General features: G+C 60.1%; 21 protein-coding genes. 11 read left to right on the top strand and 10 right to left on the bottom strand.

Annotation, left to right across the window (positions count from 1 at the left end):
* Positions 1-8: 8 nt before the first annotated feature.
* Entirely contained in the window at positions 9-503 is a 495-nt protein-coding gene (locus E3W21_RS27530; protein WP_033055255.1) for a SprT family zinc-dependent metalloprotease, read from the bottom strand.
* Positions 504-661: 158 nt separating this feature from the next.
* A complete protein-coding gene (locus E3W21_RS27525; RefSeq protein WP_008147981.1) occupies positions 662-1,264 on the bottom strand; it encodes a Yip1 family protein in 603 nt (200 codons plus the stop codon).
* A 371-nt stretch (positions 1,265-1,635) separates the two neighbouring features.
* Between E3W21_RS27525 and ttcA the strand changes: the two genes are divergently transcribed.
* Both ttcA and E3W21_RS27515 read left to right on the top strand, forming a co-directional pair.
* Entirely contained in the window at positions 1,636-2,460 is an 825-nt protein-coding gene (gene ttcA / locus E3W21_RS27520) for a tRNA 2-thiocytidine(32) synthetase TtcA (RefSeq protein WP_129437571.1), read from the top strand.
* A gap of 138 nt (positions 2,461-2,598) precedes the next feature.
* Positions 2,599-3,273, top strand: coding sequence for a DNA-3-methyladenine glycosylase I (locus E3W21_RS27515; protein ID WP_134422730.1), 675 nt, complete (start codon positions 2,599-2,601; stop codon positions 3,271-3,273).
* 88 nt (positions 3,274-3,361) lie between these two features.
* On the opposite strand, the gene E3W21_RS27510 is transcribed toward E3W21_RS27515, so the two are convergent.
* The 3 genes from E3W21_RS27510 to arsC are packed head-to-tail and all read right to left on the bottom strand — an operon-like array spanning position 3,362 to position 4,735.
* Positions 3,362-3,787, bottom strand: coding sequence for a DUF2069 domain-containing protein (locus tag E3W21_RS27510; RefSeq protein ID WP_111451701.1), 426 nt, complete (start codon positions 3,785-3,787; stop codon positions 3,362-3,364).
* A gap of 1 nt (position 3,788) precedes the next feature.
* Complete coding sequence (gene wrbA, locus E3W21_RS27505; protein ID WP_111451702.1) at positions 3,789-4,385, bottom strand: NAD(P)H:quinone oxidoreductase; 597 nt, start codon at positions 4,383-4,385, stop codon at positions 3,789-3,791.
* Positions 4,382-4,735 (bottom strand): arsenate reductase (glutaredoxin), encoded by a 354-nt coding sequence (arsC, locus tag E3W21_RS27500; RefSeq protein ID WP_129437568.1) that lies wholly within the window; start codon positions 4,733-4,735, stop codon positions 4,382-4,384. Before arsC ends, wrbA begins: the two co-directional genes overlap by 4 nt.
* A 114-nt stretch (positions 4,736-4,849) precedes the next feature.
* On the opposite strand from arsC, the gene E3W21_RS27495 reads away from it, so the two are divergent.
* Positions 4,850-5,317 (top strand): TlpA disulfide reductase family protein, encoded by a 468-nt coding sequence (locus E3W21_RS27495; protein ID WP_129437566.1) that lies wholly within the window; start codon positions 4,850-4,852, stop codon positions 5,315-5,317.
* A gap of 111 nt (positions 5,318-5,428) precedes the next feature.
* Here E3W21_RS27495 and E3W21_RS27490 read toward each other — a convergent pair whose 3' ends face one another.
* The 4 genes from E3W21_RS27490 to E3W21_RS27475 all read right to left on the bottom strand — a co-directional run bounded on the left by E3W21_RS27490 (position 5,429) and on the right by E3W21_RS27475 (position 10,112).
* Entirely contained in the window at positions 5,429-5,833 is a 405-nt protein-coding gene (locus E3W21_RS27490; RefSeq protein ID WP_134422728.1) for an META domain-containing protein, read from the bottom strand.
* Positions 5,833-6,267, bottom strand: a complete 435-nt coding sequence (locus E3W21_RS27485) for a hypothetical protein (RefSeq protein ID WP_129437562.1) — start codon at positions 6,265-6,267, stop codon at positions 5,833-5,835. Before E3W21_RS27485 ends, E3W21_RS27490 begins: the two co-directional genes overlap by 1 nt.
* Positions 6,268-6,344: 77 nt before the next feature.
* Positions 6,345-7,337, bottom strand: coding sequence for a 2-hydroxyacid dehydrogenase (locus E3W21_RS27480; protein WP_134422726.1), 993 nt, complete (start codon positions 7,335-7,337; stop codon positions 6,345-6,347).
* Between the two features lie 21 nt (positions 7,338-7,358).
* Entirely contained in the window at positions 7,359-10,112 is a 2,754-nt protein-coding gene (locus tag E3W21_RS27475) for a response regulator (protein WP_134422724.1), read from the bottom strand.
* Positions 10,113-10,326: 214 nt separating this feature from the next.
* On the opposite strand from E3W21_RS27475, the gene E3W21_RS27470 reads away from it, so the two are divergent.
* From E3W21_RS27470 to E3W21_RS27435, 8 genes are all read left to right on the top strand, one after another.
* Positions 10,327-11,049: a response regulator transcription factor gene (locus tag E3W21_RS27470; protein WP_134422722.1), complete on the top strand. Its 723-nt coding sequence runs from the start codon at positions 10,327-10,329 to the stop codon at positions 11,047-11,049.
* The gene (locus E3W21_RS27465; protein ID WP_134422720.1) at positions 11,036-12,481 is read left to right on the top strand and encodes a sensor histidine kinase; all 1,446 of its coding nucleotides are present in this window, start codon (positions 11,036-11,038) and stop codon (positions 12,479-12,481) included. The genes E3W21_RS27470 and E3W21_RS27465 overlap by 14 nt, the downstream gene beginning before the upstream one ends.
* A 182-nt stretch (positions 12,482-12,663) precedes the next feature.
* Positions 12,664-13,686, top strand: a complete 1,023-nt coding sequence (locus tag E3W21_RS27460) for a YhcG family protein (protein ID WP_129437554.1) — start codon at positions 12,664-12,666, stop codon at positions 13,684-13,686.
* A 108-nt stretch (positions 13,687-13,794) separates the two neighbouring features.
* Positions 13,795-14,697 (top strand): cysteine synthase CysM, encoded by a 903-nt coding sequence (gene cysM, locus E3W21_RS27455; protein ID WP_129437552.1) that lies wholly within the window; start codon positions 13,795-13,797, stop codon positions 14,695-14,697.
* Positions 14,697-16,049: a 23S rRNA (uracil(1939)-C(5))-methyltransferase RlmD gene (gene rlmD / locus E3W21_RS27450; RefSeq protein ID WP_134422718.1), complete on the top strand. Its 1,353-nt coding sequence runs from the start codon at positions 14,697-14,699 to the stop codon at positions 16,047-16,049. Before cysM ends, rlmD begins: the two co-directional genes overlap by 1 nt.
* Positions 16,050-16,172: 123 nt before the next feature.
* Positions 16,173-18,416, top strand: a complete 2,244-nt coding sequence (gene relA, locus E3W21_RS27445; RefSeq protein ID WP_129437548.1) for a GTP diphosphokinase — start codon at positions 16,173-16,175, stop codon at positions 18,414-18,416.
* Positions 18,417-18,541: 125 nt separating this feature from the next.
* Entirely contained in the window at positions 18,542-19,375 is an 834-nt protein-coding gene (gene mazG / locus E3W21_RS27440; RefSeq protein ID WP_134422716.1) for a nucleoside triphosphate pyrophosphohydrolase, read from the top strand.
* A 28-nt stretch (positions 19,376-19,403) separates the two neighbouring features.
* Positions 19,404-19,946, top strand: coding sequence for a DUF2058 domain-containing protein (locus E3W21_RS27435; RefSeq protein ID WP_134422714.1), 543 nt, complete (start codon positions 19,404-19,406; stop codon positions 19,944-19,946).
* 347 nt (positions 19,947-20,293) lie between these two features.
* On the opposite strand, the gene E3W21_RS31485 is transcribed toward E3W21_RS27435, so the two are convergent.
* The coding region (locus E3W21_RS31485) for a hypothetical protein (protein WP_218570180.1) at positions 20,294-20,814 on the bottom strand (521 nt) is incomplete at its 5' end.

Raw genomic sequence — 20,814 nt, 5'->3', positions numbered from 1 at the left:
AAATCTAACTACTCGACCCGCATTTCCCCGCTGAACACCAACGTACTCCGGCACCGCCGACACAAATACCGCCGCCCTTGCCGCACCAAGCCATGGCGCTGGGCCGAAAACGGAAAGTCACTGTCCGCACACGGACACTTGTAGATGTAGCGGGTCACGCTGCGGCGTTTGACGTCATAGGTGTGGCAACGATTGGGCGGCAGCTCGTACACGCCGCGCATGATCAGTTGCCACTCTTCGCCATGCGGCTGGATGCGATCGCCGAACAGTTGATGGGCGATCAGGTGCGCCACCTCGTGGGCCACGGTCTGCTTGAGGAAGTCTTCGGTGTTTTCCCGGTACAGCTGCGGATTGAAGCGCAGCAGGTTCTCGTGCAAATGCGCGACACCGGCTTTTTGCCCGCGCAGCTTGAGGCTCACCACGGGGCGTTTGAAAGGTCGTTTGAAAAAGGATTCGGCGAGTTGGTAACAGTCTTCGACGCGGGTATTGAGTTGCTCGGGCATGCTTGATGGATCTCCAGAGACGTCGAGTATGCCGCAACCCTCGAGAGTTGCGAATCGCCGAGGCGCCGAATGGTCGTCACCGTTTTCTATCCTTGAGCATTAGAAGGCCGCCTTGCGGCGGCCTGTGTTGGCAGATCTTGTTTTTGGGTGATGTGTTGCTAATTGGTGTAGACCGGCCCCACGCCGAGTCCCCAGACAATTACAGTGAACGCCATGATGGCCACCAACACCACCAGGCCTACAGCAAGCACCGAACTTGAAAACAGAAATCCCTCGTCTGATGGAATGTTCATGAAAGTGGGTAGCCCCACATACAGCAGGTACACCGTGTAGCAGATGGCCGCGGTGCCGACGATCATCCCAAGCCACATGTGTGGGTACAGCGCCGCCAGACCGCCGATAAACAGCGGTGTCGCGGTGTAGGTCGCAAATGCAACGCAGCGTGCCAGACTAGGGTTGGCGTCATAGGTACGAGCCATCCAGTGGATGAACGCGCCCATTACCGCCACACCGCCGAGCATCGCCAGGTACGACATGACCGTCATCCATATCGCGCTTTCCACCGTGAGCATCACCGGTGCGCGACTGCCAATGACCCAGCCAACCTGAGTGGTGCCGATAAACGCGGACACCGCGGGGATCGCCGCCAGAATCAGGGTATGAGTGAGATACATGTGGCTGATGCTTTCCTCCTGATCGCCACGGATCTCTTTCCATTCTTGGTCAGGGTGGGTGAAGAGCCCCACTACGTGATGGATCATGCCAGTCACTCCTCTTGTTTTTGCCGTCGCCCCCCAGTGGAGCGCCTACGGGCCAAAGTGGCCGAGTAAGGAAAGGTCTGGATATGTGTGCGACCTTATGTCGCAGTATAGGAAGGACTTAACGACGCAGGTTGCAGGGCTTTAGAGCAAATTGCGCTGTAAACACGCCTGCTAATCGCCGCAGGGTCTGTCACCACAATCCATGTGGGAGCGGGCTTGCTCGCGAATGCGGTGTGTCAGGCAATATGGTTTCGACTGACACACCGCATTCGCGAGCAAGCCCGCTCCCACAGAGGATAGGGGGCTCTTCGCCCGTGACCGGTTTTTGCGTAAAATGCCGGCCTTTCGTCACACCTCACGGATTTCGCGTCATGGGCACTCTTACGGTCAACCAGAACAAACTGCAAAAGCGCCTTCGCCGCCAGGCCGGTGAGGCTGTTGCCGATTTCAACATGATTGAAGATGGCGACAAGGTCATGGTCTGCCTGTCCGGTGGCAAGGACAGCTACACCATGCTCGACGTGCTGATGCACTTGCAGAAGGTCGCTCCGATCAAGTTCGAGATCGTGGCCGTGAACATGGACCAGAAGCAGCCGGGTTTTCCTGAGCACGTGCTACCGGCCTACCTCAAAGAGTTGGGCATTGAGTACCACATCGTCGAGAAAGACACCTATTCGGTGGTCAAGGAGCTGATCCCGGAGGGCAAGACCACCTGTTCGCTGTGCTCGCGCCTGCGTCGCGGCACGCTCTACACCTTCGCTGACGAAATCGGCGCGACCAAAATGGCCCTCGGTCATCACCGCGACGACATCGTCGAGACCTTTTTCCTGAACATGTTCTTCAACGGTTCGCTCAAAGCCATGCCGCCGAAGTTGCGCGCCGACGATGGCCGCAACGTGGTGATCCGCCCGCTGGCCTACTGCAACGAAAAAGACATCCAGGCCTACTCGGACTTCAAGCAATTCCCGATCATCCCGTGCAACCTCTGCGGTTCTCAGGAAAACCTGCAACGTCAGGTGGTCAAGGACATGCTTCAGGAGTGGGAACGCAAGACGCCAGGCCGGACCGAAAGCATATTCCGCAGCTTGCAGAACGTGATCCCGTCGCAGCTGGCGGACCGCAATCTGTTCGACTTCACCAACCTCAAGATCGATGAAACCGCAGCTTCGCGCTTCGTCAATGTTGTAAACATCTGAACAAATTTGTGGGAGCGAGCTTGCTCGCGATAGCGGTGTGTCATTCAGCAGAGATGTCGACTGATACTCCGCAATCGTCGGAACGCCGCCCGGACCAAGCTCGCTCCCACAGGTTTTTCGATTACCTCAGGAGAGGGCATGCGCGATTACAAGTGGCTACACGAATACTGTCTGAACCGCTTCGGTTCAGCGGCTGAACTGGAAGCCCATCTGCCCGTTCCGAAAACCCCGGCGCAATTGCGCAAGATCAGCGACGACCGCTACCTCTCGACCATGGCACTGCGCGTCTTCCGCGCCGGGCTCAAGCACAGCCTGGTGGACGCCAAATGGCCAGCGTTCGAAGAGGTGTTCTTCAAGTTCGACCCTGAGAAAGTCGTGCTGATGAGCGCCGAACACCTTGAGCGTTTGATGCAGGATGCGCGGATCATTCGTCACCTGGGCAAACTCAAGAGCGTGCCGCGCAACGCGCAGTTCATTCTGGATGTGGTGCATGAGAAGGGCAGCTTCGGCGCGTTGATCGCCGATTGGCCGGTCACGGATATCGTTGGGTTGTGGACCTGCCTGAAAAAGCGCGGTCATCAATTGGGCGGGTTGTCGGCACCGCGGTTCTTGCGGATGGTGGGTAAGGACACGTTTGTGCCGAGCTACGACGTGGTCGCGGCGTTGAATGCGCAGAAGATCGTCGACAAGGTGCCGACCAGTCTGCGGGATCTGGCCACGGTGCAGGGCGTGTTCAACCAGTGGCATGAAGAGAGTGGTGGGCGGCCGATGAGCCAGATATCGATGATGCTCGCCTACACAGTGAATCATTAACACCGAGTCGCGCCCTTCGCGAGCAAGCCCGCTCCCACAAGGACAGCGTGAACCCTGTGGGAGCGAGCTTGCTCGCGATGGCGGCCTATCAGGCGACGGAAATCTCCCCCTCGCCAGCCAACTTGCGGTTCAACTGAAACCGCCACCGCACATACAACAGCGCCGAGCAGAACACCGCCAGGCTCGCGCCCATTTCCAGCAAACCGAACAGCTGCCGGTTCGGGTCATACGCGGCCAATGCGCCCTTGATGAAATACAGGTTCACCACAAAGCACATCCATGAATGCCCGCGCGCACTGCCGATAATCATCCCCGGCGCCAGCAACAGCAGCGGCACCAGTTCGATCAGCAGAATCACCCACGGCCGGGCGCCGTGCAGGTCGGCGACCACCAGGTAGTAGGCGCACAGCAAACCCACCAAACCGAAGTAGCACAGCAGGCTGATGACACGCATCGCTCGGACCCGCGGTTCGAGCCATTCGATGGAGGGTAAAATCTTCGGCTTTTTGGCCACGTCAGTTCCCCAGTTTCTGTGCAGTCTTCGCCAAGCGCAGGCCCAAGGCCCGACACAGCGCGACTTCATGTTCATTCAAGCCGCTTTTGCCATCGGCCCCGGCGTGATGGCTGGCGCCGTAAGGCGTGCCGCCGCCACGGGTTTCCAACAGGGCCGATTCGCTATAAGGCAGGCCGGTGATCAGCATGCCGTGGTGCAGCAAGGGCAACATCATCGACAGCAGCGTGGTTTCCTGGCCGCCGTGCAGGCTCGCGGTGGAGGTAAAAACGCCAGCCGGTTTGCCCACCAAAGCGCCGGTCAGCCACAGGTTGCTGGTGCCGTCGAGGAAGTACTTGAGCGGCGCGGCCATGTTGCCGAACCGGGTCGGGCTGCCCATGGCCAGGCCCGCGCAGTTCTTCAAATCGTCGAGGCTGGCGTACAGCGCACCTTCGTCGGGGATGTCCGGCGACACGGCTTCGCATTCGGTCGAGATCGGCGGGACCGTGCGCAACCGGGCTTCAAGGCCGGCCTGCTCGACACCCCGGGCGATCTGCCGGGCCATTTCATTGGTCGAGCCGCTGCGGCTGTAATACAGAACCAGAATGTACGGCGCACTCACGGCAGCAACTCCAGCACATTCTCCGGCGGCCGGCCGATGATGGCTTTGTCGCCGACTTCCAGAATCGGTCGTTCCATGAGTTTCGGGTTGGCGGCGATGGCGGCGATCAATTGCGCCTCGCTGAGGCTGCTGTCGGCCAGGTTGAGAGTCTTGTACTCGTCCTCACCGGTGCGCAGCAGTTGCCGGGCGCTGATGCCGAGCTTGGTCAGCAGGCTCTGGATTTGCGCGGCATTGAGCGGGGTGTCCAGGTAGCGGACCACCGTCGGGGTCAGGCCACGGGCTTCGAGCAGTTCGAGCGCACCGCGGGATTTCGAGCAGCGCGGGTTGTGATAAAGCGTCAGATCGGTCATGTGCGGTTCGCATCTTGCGTAAGGTGACGGCTATTCTAACTGTGCAGCGCGTAATCCAGAACCTTGGGAGGCGATGGGTCGCAGGCGCATTCAATTTTGAACAAGGAATACGACATGACTAGGCGACTGGCAGCGGCATTGGCGATCATCGGTACGTTATTGCTGGGGGGCTGTGGTAACGACTATGGCATCGACCAGAGCGGCCAGAAAGTCGCCGCCGAACGTCTGGACAAACAATGGCTGGTGCTCAATTACTGGGCGGAATGGTGCGGGCCGTGCCGGACCGAGATCCCGGAATTGAACACCCTGGCCGATCAGCTAAAGGCCAAGAAGATTGGTGTGTTCGGGGTCAACTTCGACAATCTGCAGGGTGAAGAGCTGAAAAGCGCCAGTGAAAAACTGGGCATCAAGTTCACCGTGCTGGCTTCTGATCCGGCCGATCTTTTCGAGTTGCCGCGCAGTGAGGCGTTGCCGGTGACTTACATCATCGATAACAAGGGCAAGGTACGGGAACAGTTGATGGGCGAGCAGACGGCGGCGGGGGTGATGGCGAAGCTTGAGGCGTTGCAGGCGAAGAACTAAAAGCAAAAGATCGCAGCCTCGCCAAGGCTCGACAGCTCCTACATGGATTGCCGAACACCCTGTAGGAGCTGTCGAGCCTTGGCGAGGCTGCGATCTTTTCGGGGCTGATGATCAACCCTCTTCAAGCCACCAACGTAGCGGCTTCCCTTCTGCCGGCCAGAAACGCATCTGGTCGATCGGCGAGACGTCCCAACGCTGAACGTTTTCCAGCGCCTGAAGGAAACGTTTCTCCTGCTCCATCAACGCCGGCGCACACAGTTTGCGCGTGCTGCCGACCTTGCCGAAGCTCAGCTTGTCGCCTTCCAGGGTGTACGGCGCGAACCAATGGTTGCAGCCGCCGTTGCCGTAGGCCCGACCGTCTTCACCGAGGGTGACGGTCAGGTGGCTGTAGTCCATCAATGGACGTTCGCCAATCCACTCCAGAATGTAGCTGCGGTTCTGTTGCAATTGCACCGGCTCGGCGGCGCAGCCCAGCAGGCTGGCGCCAACCATAGCGGTCAGAGCGAGGCGTTTCATCACGCGGGCTCCTGGCATTTCGGGCACAGGTGCTTCTCGCCAACCGTGGTCCAGCCCAGTTCGGTGATCCGCGCGGTGGCAGCAGGCTTTTCAGCCTTGTTGCCCAGCTTGGCGTCGACCGCGAACTCGAAGCTCAGCTCTTTGGCGCAGCTGTCGCAGTTGACTTTCCAGGTATGGATCGCCAGTTCGCCGAACACCGGACCACTGGCCACCGCGACCCATTGGCCTGGCGGATTGATCAAGTGGCGAACCGTTTCGACGGTCAGGCGCATGGACAAGTCCTTGGCGCCTTTGAGGGTCACTACCAGCACGTCGTTGTTACGAATCGAGCCGCCGTTGCCGGTGACTTGATAACGCCCCGGCACAAGGGCGCGGCATTCGGTGAGGGTGTGTTGCGGGTTCATCAGGCTATAGCGGAAATCGTGTTCGACCATGGGTCCTCCAAATATGCGCGGCATGCTAGCACGGACATCAGCGCAGCATGGCGCGGGCGTATGACCTTCGATCTGGTTCAGTCACCCTTTACCAGATTCGCAGGTGCACCCGCCGCCCAGGCGGCGATGTTCTGCAGGGTGGTCGCGGCAATCGCGCCCAGGGCCTCGCGGGTCAGGAAGGCCTGGTGAGCGGTGATGATCACGTTCGGAAAGGTCAGCAGCCGCGCCAGCACATCGTCCTGCAGTGGAAGGTCGGAACGGTCCTCGAAGAACAGCTGTGCCTCCTCTTCATACACATCCAGTCCCAGATAACCCAGTTGACCGTCCTTCAACGCGTCGATCAGCGCCGGTGTGTCCACCAGACCACCGCGGCCGGTGTTGATCAGCATCGCACCCGCTTGCATGTGCGCCAGTGACTCGCGATTGATCAAGTGTTTGCTTTGTTCGTTGAGCGGGCAGTGCAGGCTGATGATCTGCGACTCGGCCAGCAGTTCCGGCAGGCTCAGGTAACGGGCGCCGAGGGCTTCGACTTGCGGGTTGGGGTAAGGGTCGTAGGCCAGCAATTGGCAGCCAAAGCCGTTCATGATTTTCGCGAAGGTCGCGCCGATCTGCCCGGTGCCGACCACGCCGACGGTCTTGCCCACCAGGTCGAAGCCGGTCAGCCCGTGCAGGCTGAAATCCCCTTCGCGCGTGCGGTTGTAGGCGCGGTGCAGGCGTCGGTTGAGCGCCAGGATCAGCGCCACCGCATGTTCCGCCACCGCGTGGGGCGAGTAGGCGGGGACTCGCACAATCGCCAGCCCCAGACGCTTTGCCACTGCCAGATCGACATGGTTGTAACCGGCCGAGCGCAGGGCGATCAGGCGCGTGCCGCCCGCGGCCAGGCGTTCGAGCATCGGCGCGCTGAGGTCATCATTAATGAAAGCACAGACCACCTCGTGATGCTCCGCCAGCGCCACCGTATCAAGGCTCAGTCGCGCCGATTGAAAGTGCAGTTCAATGCCGGCCGGTAGCTCGGCACTGAGAAAACTGTCGCGGTCGTAGGTCTGGCTGCTGAAAAGAATCGTGCGCATGCGGTCCTCCTGGAATGTACATCAGGCATTTATACGGGCATGGGCGGCCAGGCGATTGATGGCCCGGTCGAGGTCTTCCAGCGCGCCGGGGGCTTTGGGGTCCTGTTGCTTGAGCAGGGTTTCGCTGCGCTGGCAGGCGGCGCGCAGTTGCGGGACGCCGCAATAGCGTGTCGCGCCATGCAGACGATGGACGCGCTCGATCAGGGCGTTCTGGTCGTTGTTTTCCCGGGCGAAGCGAATCGCCTCGCGGTCGGCTTCCAGCGACGCCAGCAGCATTGCCAGCATGTCCGCCGCCAGATCAGCCTTGCCGGCGGCCAGGCGCAAACCTTCTTCGTGATCGAGCACCTGCAATTCATGACCGCCACCGTGGCTGTCGCTGGAGTGCTCGGGCCCATGGTTACGCAGCGCGAGGCCGGTCCACTTCAGCACCACTTGGGCCAGTTGTCGTTCGCTGATCGGTTTGGTCAGGTAATCGTCCATGCCGCTTTGCAGCAGCGCACGCTTTTCGTTGGCCATGGCGTGAGCGGTGAGGGCAACGATCGGCAGCGGCGTGCAATGCCGTTCACTTTCCCACTGGCGAATCGCTTCAGTGCTTTGCCGCCCGTCCATGCCGGGCATCTGAACGTCCATCAGCACCAGGTCGAAGGTTTCGGTCTGCACGGCCTTGACCGCGGCGTAACCGCTTTCTACCGCGAGGACTTTGGCGCCCATGTCTTCGAGCAGGGTTTGCACCAGCAGCAGGTTGGCCGGGTTGTCGTCGACACAAAGCACTTTTGGCGCACGGCTGGACACCGGTTCGCCGGGTTCGCTGCGGTGCTGACGCGGGTTGACCAGGTCGGACAAGGCCCGCCGCAGCTTGCGGGTGCAGGCCGGTTTGGCCTGGAGCTGGCTGTGCGGGTTGGGCACCGAGAGGTGGAACAGCGTCTGTTCAGTGGTCGGGCACAACACCAGCACCTTGCAGCCCAGATGTTCGAGGTCCCAGATGTGCTGATTGAGGCGCTCTGGCGGCATGTCGTTGCTGGTGATGCCGAGCACCGCCAGGTCGATCGCCTGATCGGTCTGATGCGCGCCGGTCACGCCATTGGTCAGGCTTTCCAACGTATTGAACGGGGTGACTTCGAGGCCGCAGTCTTCCAGTTGATGCTGCAACGCCTGACGGGCCAGTTCGTGGTTTTCCAGCACTGCCACCCGACGCCCGAGCAACGGTGGACCGGGCAGGTCTTCGGCATCGTCGCGGGTTTTGGGCAGGCTCAGGCTGATCCAGAATTCCGAGCCTTCACCGGGCGTACTGTCGACGCCAATCTCGCCACCCATCTGTTCGATCAGACGTTTGGATATCACCAACCCCAGACCGGTGCCGCCAGGTTGCCTGGACAGCGAATTGTCGGCCTGGCTGAAGGCCTGGAACAAGGCGCGCACGTCCTGGTTCGACAGCCCGATGCCGGTGTCCTGAATGCTGATGCGCAGTTGCACGCTGTCTTCATGCTCTTCTTCAAGCATGGCCCGGGCGACGATGGTGCCTTCGCGGGTGAACTTGATCGCATTGCTGACCAGATTGGTGAGGATCTGCTTGAGCCGCAGCGGATCACCCACCAGCGACAGCGGCGTATCGCGATAAACCAGGCTCACCAGCTCCAGTTGCTTGGCGTGGGCGGCCGGGGCGAGGATGGTCAGCGTGTCCTGGAGCAGGTCGCGCAAGTTGAACGGAATATGGTCGAGCACCAGTTTGCCGGCCTCGATTTTCGAGAAATCGAGAATCTCGTTGATGATCCCCAGCAGGCTGTCGGCGGATTTTTCGATGGTACCCAGATAGTCGAGCTGGCGCGGGGTCAGCTCGCTTTTTTGCAGCAGATGCGTGAAGCCGAGAATGCCATTGAGCGGCGTGCGGATTTCATGGCTCATGTTGGCCAGGAACTCGGATTTGATCCGGCTGGCTTCAAGGGCTTCCTTGCGTGCCAGGTCCAGTTCGATGTTCTGGATCTCGATGGTTTCCAGGTTCTGGCGTACGTCTTCGGTTGCCTGGTCGATGCTGTGCTGCAATTCTTCCTGCGCATTCTGCAAGGTGCCGGCCATACGGTTGATGCCGGACGCCAGTGTGTCCAGCTCCTGGCTGCCGAGGGGCGGCAGGCGGGTTTCCAGATGACCGTCCTTGAGTTGCGCCACCGCTTGCTTGATCTGACTCAGCGGCCGATTGATGCTCCGACCCATGCGCAACGCCAGTAACGCCGCACCGGCCAGGCCTGCGCCGATCAGCAGCAGGCTGGCGAACAGGCTGCGGTAACCGCGCAGCAGCATGCCGTTGTGGGACAGTTCGAGTTCGACCCAGCCCAGCAGGCGGTCGGCTTCATCGGGAATCACGTCACCGGCCAGATTGCGGTGCTTGCCGAACACTGGCAGCAAGTAACGCGTCGCGTCATTGCCGCTGCGGCGCAGCATCTGCGAACTGTTGCCGACCGGCGCCTGATTGAGCATGGTCGGGCCGGCATGGGCCAACAGGGAGCGGTCGGGCGCGAGGAACGAAACGGCGCGCACGTCTGTTTGTTCGAGGGATTGGGTGGCAATGCGTTCCAGCAAGTCGGTGTTCTTGTGGCCCATGGCCGGGGCCACCAGGGGCGCCAGTTGTTCGGCGATCATCTCGCCACGCTGCATAAGCTGGGTTTGCAGGTCGGATTGCTGCATCCAGGTGAAATAGCCGCCCAGAACCAAGGCCATCAGGCTGGTCGGCAACAGGGTCAGCAATAGCACGCGGCCTTTAATTCCCAGTTTCTTGAGCACGCATCTCTCCTGCATCCAGCGATTTAATGACCTGCACGTACGTCCAGCACGCGCCACCTGCGCAGTGTAGCGATTTGCAGGCGGGCAATCTTCGTAAAATTGATGTCGGCATTCGTCGGCCGGATCACCACTTTTACGTCACGGGCAAACCTTGTGTTGCCCACAGCGAGGCAATCTTGAATAATCGCCAACTGAGAATTATTTGCAGATAGTCATGACTCCCATCACTGCTGGCCACCCTCGTATCCTGTCTATAGAAGACGACCTCGTACTCGGCGCCTATGTTCATGAGCACCTGGGACGTTGCGGTTTTCAGGTGACGTGGTGCCAGAACGGTCTGGAAGGCTTGACCATCGCCCGCCAGCAAGCCTTCGATGTGGTGCTGATGGATATTCTGCTGCCGGGCCTGGACGGGCTGAATGTACTGACGCAGTTGCGCCAGAGCCATTCCACCCCGGTGGTGCTGATGTCGGCGCTCGGTGCCGAGGCGGATCGCATCAGTGGTTTTCGGCTGGGCGCCGATGATTACCTGCCCAAACCTTTCAGCATGGTCGAGTTGCGGGTGCGCATCGAAGCGATCCTGCGGCGCGTCGCGCTCGACCGCCGGCCGGCGCCGGCACCGATTGCCCCTTCGGCGGACAGCCTGCGTTTCGACGATGAATGCTGTGATGTCTTTTATGGCGAACACGCTGCCGGCCTGACCCGCAGCGAATACCGGTTGCTGGAAACGCTGAACCGCAATGGCGATGAAGTCCTGAGCAAAGCCTTCCTTTACCAGCATGTACTGCAGCGCGGTTACGCGCCCCATGACCGCAGCCTCGACATGCACATCAGCCAGATCCGTCGCAAGCTCAAGGCCGTCGGTTACACCGAGCGGGAAGTGCGCACGGTGTGGGGCAAGGGTTACGTATTGAGTGCTGTCGATGAAGTGGACTGACCTGCCGGGCAGGCATTCGCTGTTCTGGAAACTGGCGTGTTTGTTGGTGGCGTTCTGTCTGCTGATGATCTGGCTCAGTTGGTCCTGGGGGCGCTACATGGAACAGAAAAACCTGTTCCTGTCCGACGAGGCACGGGGCACGCTGATGCGCTACGCCGCCGAGGCCGAGCAGGTGTGGAATGAGCGCCAGAGTGCGGGCATCGATGCCTGGTTGCAGAGTGTCGGCCATCGCGAGTCGACATGGGTCGGTGTGATTGGCGGCGATTTGCAGTCATTGAGCAGTTACCCGCTGACTGAAAAAGAAATCCAGCGCCTGACCTTTTTACGCGGTCTGGATTGGCCGACGAGTCGCCATACCAAAGGCTTGCCGTGGTTGAGAGTGCCTTTTCCCAACGATCCGTCCGCCGGCAGTCTGGTGATCGAACTGCCCCGGCGTTTCGTGCCCGGGCAATACCGGGTGTTCTGGCGGGTGATCACCAACGGGGTGATTCCCGGACTGTTCACCTTACTGTTGTGCGTCGGTCTGTATCGGTTGCTGGTCGTGCCTTTGAACAGTCTGCGCGAACAAGCCAATGCCTGGCGTGCCGACCCGTTGAATGTGCGGTTGTCGAGCCGCATTACCAATCGCCCGGATGAGCTTGGTGAACTGGGCCGGGCCTTCGATCACATGTCCGAGCGCCTGCAAAGCACGGTGGCCCTGCAACAACAACTGCTGCGCGACCTGTCCCACGAATTGCGCACGCCACTGAGTCGCCTGCGGGTGGCCAGCGAAAGCGAGCAGGGGTTGACGCAATTGCGCGAGCGCATCGGCCGAGAGGTCGATGGCATGCAGCGTCTGGTGGAAGACACCCTGCAACTGGCCTGGCTTGACACCGAGCGCGCGCCGCTGCCCGACGAATCGATCCAGATTCAGGCGTTGTGGGAAATGCTCACGGAAAATGCCTGCTATGAAAGTGGCTGGCCGGCGAGCCGGTTGCAGTGCGCGGTGGATTCGTCCTGCTGGGTGCGCGGCAATCTCAATACGTTGGCTCAAGCGCTGGAAAACATCCTGCGCAATGCCATTCGTCATTCACCGCAGGGCAGCGTTGTACGCCTTGGTGGGCAGCGCGATGGCGACTTCTGGCATGTGTGGCTGGAGGATGAGGGCGGCGGGGTGGCAGAGGCGGATCTTGAGCGGATCTTCTGTCCGTTCATTCGACTCGACGGTTCACGGCCGGGGGATGGTGGATTTGGCTTGGGGTTGAGCATTGCGAGGAATGCGGTGCAGCGGCAGGGTGGGAGTCTTTGGGCTGAGAACACTGAGGTAGGGTTGCGGCTTAATATTCGATTAGTGGCTGATGACGGTGGTGTCAGTGACGACGCCATCGTCGGATCGCCGCCCGGAGACAAGCTCGCTCCCACAGTGGAGGTGTGTCGGCCACAAATGGTGTGATCAACGCCTAGCCCTGTGGGAGCGAGCCTGCTCGCGAAGAGGCCCTTCCCTACACCACCGTTCTGTTTTTACCGGAGCGTTCCCGTTATTTTGTACGACCTTTCCTAAAGGGTATCGCCGACACCTTAAGCCTGACTTGACGGAATAGACTCGCGTTTTTCCTCGTCCTCCAGGAGTTCGGCATGAATGCATCCAGCGTCCCCGGCAACGCAGCCGACGACCGTTTCAATGAAGTGCTTGCACTGATTCACAGTGCCAAGCAGCAGGCCATGCAAGCGGTGAATACCCAGTTGATCGAGCTGTATTGGCAGGTGGGTGCTTACATCAGTCGCAAGCTGGAACAGGCTGAGTGGGGAGATGCCGTGGTCAATCAACTGGCCGAGCATCTGGCTCAGACTCAACCAGGGTTGCGCGGGTTTACCCGGCGCAATCTGTTCCGTATGCGCCAGTTCTACGAGGCTTATCGGGGCGATGAAAAAGTGTCAGCGCTGCTGACACAATTACCCTGGACTCACAACCTGCTCATTCTAAGTCAGAGCAAACTTCCGCAAGAGCGTGAGTTCTATCTGCGATTGACCGTCCAGGAAAAGTGGTCGACGCGTGAGCTGGAACGCCAGCTAAAAGCTGCACTGTTCGAGCGCAGCATTACCCAACCAGCAAAAGTCTCAGCAGTGCTGAAACAAACTCACCCGGCAGCGCTGGAGATATTCCGCGACGCCTACATGGTCGAGTTTCTCGAGCTGCCCGGCGGCCATGCCGAAACCGATCTGCACAAAGGGTTACTGGCGCGTCTCAAGGAATTTCTGATCGAACTGGGTCGCGACTTTTGTTTTGTCGGGTCTGAACACCCGATGCAAGTCGGGGGGCGTGATTTCGCCCTGGATCTGCTGTTCTTCCACCGTGGGCTCAACTGCCTGGTGGCCATTGAGCTTAAGGTCGGCCGTTTTGAGCCGGAGTATCTGGGCAAGCTGAGCTTCTATCTGGAAGCGCTGGATCGCGATGAGCGCAAACCCCACGAAAACCCGGCCATTGGTGTGTTGCTTTGTGCCAGCAAGGATGACGAGGTGGTCGAGTACGCCCTTAACCGCAGCCTGTCGCCAGCGCTGATCGCTGAATACCAGGTGCAGCTACCGGACAAACAGTTGTTGCAGGCCAAGTTGCATGAGTTCTATGCATTGAATGTCGCGCAAGGCGAAGAATACTGATCCCGCCCCTTATTCCCATAAACCATAAGCACCGTACTTTGCGTGATATGGCCTGGGTCGGTTTGCCGGTATGATAGGCGCCCCCGCAGTCTGGATTGCGAATACGCCATGACCTTGCAGTACCCAACCATCGCCGATTGCGTCGGCAACACCCCGCTGGTCCGTTTGCAGCGCCTGCCTGGCGCCACCAGCAATACCCTTTTGCTCAAGCTCGAAGGGAATAACCCGGCGGGTTCGGTCAAGGACCGTCCGGCGCTGTCGATGATCACCCGCGCTGAATTGCGCGGGCAGATCCACGTCGGCGATACGCTGATCGAAGCGACCTCGGGTAACACCGGTATCGCCCTGGCGATGGCCGCCGCGATCAAGGGTTACAAGATGATCCTGATCATGCCGGACAATTCCAGCGCCGAACGTAAAGCCGCCATGACGGCGTATGGCGCCGAGCTGATTCTGGTCACTCAGGAAGAGGGCATGGAAGGCGCTCGTGACCTCGCCCAGCGAATGGAAGCCGAAGGCCGCGGCAAGGTGCTGGATCAGTTCGCCAACGGGGACAACCCGCAAGCGCACTACACCACCACCGGCCCGGAAATCTGGCGTCAGACCGAAGGCACCATCACCCATTTCGTCAGCTCCATGGGCACCACCGGTACCATCATGGGCGTCTCGCGCTACTTGAAAGAGCAGAACGAGAGCGTGCAGATCATCGGCCTGCAACCGATGGAAGGCTCGGCGATTCCGGGTATCCGTCGCTGGCCGCAGGAATACCTGCCGAAGATCTACCAGGCCGAGCGCGTGGACCGGATCGTCGACATGGCGCAAAGCGAAGCCGAAGACGTGACCCGTCGTCTGGCCCGCGAAGAAGGCATCTTCTGCGGCGTGTCCTCGGGCGGTGCCGTGGCAGCCATGCTGCGTCTGTCCAAAGAAGTTGAAAACGCGGTGATCGTCGCGATCATCTGCGACCGTGGCGACCGTTACTTGTCGACCGGCATTTTCGACGCGCCCAACTGATGGCCAAGCAAGAGAGAGGCCTGCGCTTCCAGCCCACCGGCGGCAGCAAGGCCCCGCAAATTCCGACCGGCAAAAAGCAGCGCTTGAGTATTGAGCGCCTGGCTAATGACGGTCGCGGTATCGCGTTTTTTGAAGGTCGCACCTGGTTCGTCATCGGCGCATTGGCCGGTGAAGAAGTCGAAGCACGCGTGTTGGGCGCCCACGGCAAAGTGGTCGAGGCGCGCACCGAACGGGTGTTCCAGGCCAGCGAACTGCGCCGCCCGGCACCGTGTCCGCATGCCGGTCGCTGTGGCGGTTGCAGCGTGCAGCATCTGCCGCACAACGAACAACTCGCCCTGAAACAGCGCATGCTCGCCGAGCAATTGTCGAAGGTCGCCGGTGTTGAACCCGAAGAATGGGCCGCGCCTTTGAGCGGTCCGGAATTCGGTTACCGGCGTCGCGCCCGAGTGGCGGTGCGCTGGGACATGAAGGCGAAGAAGCTCGAAGTCGGTTTCCGCGCCGCTGGCAGTCAGGACATCGTTGCGATCAACGAATGCATGGTGCTGGTACAGCCCTTGCAACCGATCATGACCCGCTTGCCGGAAATGCTTCGGCGCTTGAGCAAACCTCAGGCGCTGGGGCATGTGGAGTTGTTCAGCGGTTCGTCGTTGGCGGTGTTGCTGCGGCACATGGCGCCGCTGTCCGACGCTGACATGACGATCCTCAAGGATTTCTGCGCGTTCCATGAAGCCCAACTGTGGCTGCACGGTGACGGCGAACCGCAACCGGTCGAGGCTGACCAGTCGTTGGGTTATCGGCTTGAACAGTGGGACTTGAACCTGGCCTATCGGCCGGGCGATTTCATCCAGGTCAACGCCGGGGTCAACGAAGCGATGATCGCTCAAGCGTTGGAGTGGCTGAAGCCGACGGCGGAGGAACGAGTTCTCGATCTATTCTGTGGTTTGGGTAACTTTGCCTTGCCGCTGGCCAAGGTCGTTCGTGAAGTGGTGGCGGTGGAAGGTGTGCAGGCGATGGTCGAGCGAGCAGCCGCGAACGCTGCTAGCAACAATCTTCATAATGCGAAGTTTTTTCAGGCCGATTTATCCCAGCCTTTGACCGATGCCGAATGGGCGCGCGAAGGCTTTTGTGCGGTACTCTTGGACCCACCGCGTGACGGTGCTTTCGAGGCAGTGCGCAAGCTTGCGTCCCTGGGCGCCAAACGGTTGGTGTATGTGTCGTGCAATCCGGCAACGCTGGCGCGCGATACGGTCGAATTGATCAAGCAGGGCTACCGGTTAAAACGTGCCGGGATTCTCGATATGTTTCCTCAGACGGCACATGTCGAGGCCATGGCGTTATTTGAAGCGAGCTAGGACGGCTCGTCTGGTCCGACTGGCCCGCCCGTGCAGCCGCGTACCGGCCCTGATGTGGGCGCACGGGCAACGAAGGTCAGCGATTTGACGCATTGAATCTGCGTCGTAGGGAAGGTAAGCAAGATGGTACAGGTGAGAGCACACCAGCCGATCAACACCGACGGCAGTATCAATCTCGAGGCTTGGCTCGATCACGCGGTCAGTGTCGATCCGGCACTGGATCGCGAAGCCTTGAAAGAAGCGTGCGAGTTTGCTCGTGCGTCTGAACAACAAGCCAATGCGGCGAAAAACCTGTGGTCCGAAGGGACCTCGAGTTTCCGCACGGGCCTTGAGATCGCCGAGATTCTCGCCGACCTCAAACTCGATCAGGATTCGTTGGTTGCCGCGATCCTGTATCGCGGCGTGCGCGAAGGCCAGATTGAGTTGCCGGCGATCAGCCAGCGCTTCGGTCCGGTGGTCGCCAAACTCATCGACGGCGTGTTGCGCATGGCGGCGATCAGCGCCAGCCTCAGCCCCCGTCAATCCCTGGTACTGGGCACGCAGGGCCAGGTCGAAAACCTGCGCAAGATGCTGGTCGCCATGGTCGACGACGTTCGCGTTGCGCTGATCAAACTGGCCGAACGCACCTGCGCGATTCGTGCGGTGAAAACCGCCGATGACGAAAAACGCAACCGCGTCGCCCGTGAAGTCTTCGACATCTACGCGCCTTTGGCTCACCGTCTCGGTATCGGTCACATCAAGTGGGAACTGGAGGACTTGTCCTTCCGTTACCTTGAGCCCGATCAGTACAAGCAGATCGCCAAGTTGCTTCATGAGCGGCGTCTGGATCGCGAGCGCTTCATCGCCGACGTGATGAGCCAACTGAAGAATGAGCTGACCGCCACCGGCGTCGACGCCGACATCAGCGGTCGGGCCAAACACATCTATTCGATCTGGCGCAAAATGCAGCGCAAGGGTCTGGAGTTCAGCCAGATCTACGACGTGCGCGCCGTTCGCGTGCTGGTGCCGGAAATGCGCGACTGCTACACCGCGCTCGGTATCGTCCACACCCTGTGGCGGCACATCCCGAAAGAATTCGACGACTACATCGCCAACCCGAAAGAGAACGGCTACCGCTCGCTGCACACCGCGGTGATTGGCCCCGAGGGCAAGGTGCTGGAAGTGCAGATCCGCACCCACGCCATGCACGAAGAAGCCGAGCTGGGCGTTTGCGCGCACTGGCGCTACAAGGGCACCGACGTCAAATCCGGCTCCAACCACTACGAAGAGAAAATCTCCTGGCTGCGTCAGGTCCTCGAGTGGCATGAAGAATTGGGTGACATCGGCGGCCTGGCTGAACAGCTGCGGGTCGATATCGAACCGGATCGGGTGTACATCTTCACCCCGGACGGTCACGCCATCGACTTGCCGAAGGGCGCGACACCGCTGGACTTCGCCTACCGCGTGCACACCGAAATCGGTCACAACTGTCGTGGCGCGAAGATCAACGGGCGCATCGTGCCGCTCAACTACAGCCTGCAAACCGGTGAACAGGTCGAGATCATCACCAGCAAGCACGGCACCCCGAGCCGCGACTGGCTGAACCCGAATCTGGGTTACATCACCACCTCGCGGGCACGGGCGAAGATCGTTCACTGGTTCAAATTGCAGGCGCGCGATCAGAACGTCGCCGCCGGTAAAACCTTGCTGGAGCGCGAACTCAACCGCCTCGGTCTGCCAGCGGTAGATTTCGACAAGCTGGCCGAAAAGGCCAACATGAAAATGGCCGAAGACATGTTCGCCGCGTTGGGTGCAGGCGATTTGCGTCTGGCACAACTGGTGAACCTGGCGCAGCAACTGGTCGAGCCGGAACGCGGCAGCGAACAGCTGGAACTGATTCCACGCAAAGCCACCGGTTACAAACCGGGCAAGCGCGGCGACATCCAGATCCAGGGCGTCGGCAACCTGATGACCCAGATGGCCGGCTGCTGCCAGCCGCTGCCGGGGGATGCGATTGTCGGTTACATCACCGTGGGCCGCGGTGTGAGTATTCACCGTCAGGACTGCGCCTCGGTGCTGCAACTGGGCGGGCGCGAGCCCGAGCGGATCATCCAGGTCAGCTGGGGGCCGGTGCCGGTGCTCACCTATCCGGTGGACATCATCATCCGCGCCTACGACCGGTCCGGTCTGCTGCGTGACGTTTCGCAAGTGCTGCTCAACGAGCGGATCAATGTGCTGGCGGTCAACACCCGCTCGAACAAGGAGGACAACACGGCGTTGATGTCCCTGACCATCGAGATTCCGGGGCTGGATGCACTGGGGCGGTTGCTGGGGCGGATTTCCCAGTTGCCGAACATCATCGAAACCCGTCGTAACCGTACGCCGTGATGGTGATCCCCTGTGGGAGCGAGCTTGCTCGCGATGAGGGCCGTTCAGTCAACAGTGATGTTGGATGTGCCGGCCCTATCGCGAGCAAGCTCGCTCCCACATTGGTTTTGAGTAGAGATTGATTGATGTATTCACTTGAAGACTTGCTGCACCTGATGAACCGTCTGCGCGACCCGCAGTTCGGCTGCCCGTGGGACATCAAGCAAACCTACGAAACCATCGTCCCGCACACCCTTGAGGAAGCCTATGAAGTCGCCGACGCCATCGAGCGCGGTGACTTCGATCACTTGCAGGGTGAGTTGGGGGATTTGCTGTTCCAGGTGGTTTATTACAGCCAGCTGGCACGGGAAGAAGGGCGCTTCGAATTCGCCGGCGTCATCGACAGCATCACCCGCAAGTTGATTCGCCGTCATCCGCACGTGTTTCCTACCGGTGATCTGTACGCGCCGCTGGATGTTCCGCGCCTGAGTGAAGAGCAGGTCAAACAACGCTGGGAAGAGATCAAGGCTGAAGAACGCGCCGAGAAATCATCCACGCCAACGCAACTGTCCTTGCTCGACGATGTACCCGCAGCACTGCCGGCATTGTCCCGTTCGGCGAAGTTGCAGAAGCGTGCAGGGCAGGTCGGGTTCGACTGGCCTGACGCCTTGCCGGTGCTCGACAAAGTGCGCGAAGAGCTCGATGAAGTGCTCGAAGCCATGGCCGACAATGACTCGGCAGCGATTGCCGATGAAGTCGGTGATCTGTTGTTTTCCGTGGTCAATCTGGCACGCCATCTCAAGGTCGATCCCGAAACTGCACTGCGTGGCGCCAACAGCAAGTTCGAAAGACGCTTCCGTTTTATCGAACAGGCATTGCGCGACACCCACCGTCCCATAGAAGATTGCACCCTCGAAGAGTTGGACGCCTTGTGGGGCGAAGCCAAACGTCAGGAAAAGAATTTGCCCAGCTGCGGTTGAGCAGTTGCCTAAGTGAGTAATAAGCACCATGAGCATTTCCCTTCGCGACCAGTTGCTCAAAGCAGGGCTGGTCAACCAGAAGCAGGCCAAACAGGTCGGCAAAGAGAAACAGAAGCAGCAGCGTCTGGCCCACAAAGGTCAGATCGAACTTGATGACTCGCAGCAGCGTGCCGCCCAGGAAGCCATGGCCGAGAAGGTCAAGCGCGACCAGGAGCTGAACCGCCAGCAACAGGAGAAGGCCGAGGCGAAAGCCCGCGCCGCCCAGGTCAAGCAATTGATCGAAGTCTCGCGTCTGCCGAAGCTGACGACCGAGGACTACTACAACTTCGTCGATGACAAGAAGGTCAAGCGCATTTCCGTCAACACGCTGATGCGCAACAAGCTCAGTAATGGTTTCCTGGCGATCGTGCACCACGCCGGCGGTTACGAAGTGATCCCCCGTGAGGCGGCCCTGAAGATCCAGGAGCGCGATCCGCAGCGCATCGTGCAGCTGAATGTAAAGACCGAAGAAGTCGCTGCCGAAGACGATCCGTACGCGGCCTATCAGATCCCGGACGATCTGATGTGGTAAGCCGTTAAAGGCTGCAACAACGACGTGCTGTTCACTTAGTCTCGGGGCTTCAGGCGGACCTACACATTGGTGGTGGGTGCTGATCGGGGGCTTTGATTGGGTGTATATCCGTCATTTAGGTGATGGCTGAGGGCGGTTTCGCTTTTACAGCGAGTCACTTGGAAAAGCCCCAAGTAACCAAGGGCTCTTGCCCCTTTCGTTCGGTGCCTCGCCCNGTGGGCCCGCCGCCATCGGCCATCCATGGCCGGGGGCGGCTAACCCGGCATCCATGCCGGGTTGCCCACTGCGCAGAACCTGCGCTCGGCCTCTCGAGGGGGCGTGCACCGCAAACGCCAACGCGAGGCGGCCTATACTGGCCGGCCTGGCTTCAAGTGAATGCATTTCCCTGTAGGAGCTGTCGAGCGAAGCGAGGCTGCGATCTTTTGATCTTTTGATCTTTTGATCTTTTGATCTTTTGATCTTTTGATCTTTTGATCTTTTGATCTTTTGATCTTTTGATCTTTTGATCTTTTGATCTTGCCGTTGCTGTTGCTTTGCTTTGGCTTCAGATCTGCTGCCCCTTTCCCAGAGGCCGAACGCAGGCGTTGCGCAGGGGGCACCGCGGCAAGGATGCCGCGGTAGCCGCCACCGGCCATGGATGGCCGATGACGGCGGGCCCCCGGAGCAGTGCCGGAGTGAGGGCATGCCGAGCCTGGGCGAGGCACCGAATGGCGGGGCAAAGCGCTTTGGTTACTTTCGCGCTTTTCGAATCGGCATAGGGGACGGCCATCTGGCCGTGCCCCTGCCACACCACCCGGCATGCGGGTCCGCACCGGGCGGTTCGAGAAGTTGAGGTCAGCAGAGTCGAGGTAGACCCAACCGGTCGAAC

It is taken from the genome of Pseudomonas sp. F01002 (assembly GCF_004402115.1).
Lineage (GTDB): Bacteria > Pseudomonadota > Gammaproteobacteria > Pseudomonadales > Pseudomonadaceae > Aquipseudomonas > Aquipseudomonas frigoris.
Note: the sequence above shows the minus strand (reverse complement) of the source record. Positions and strands in the feature narration are given on the sequence as shown.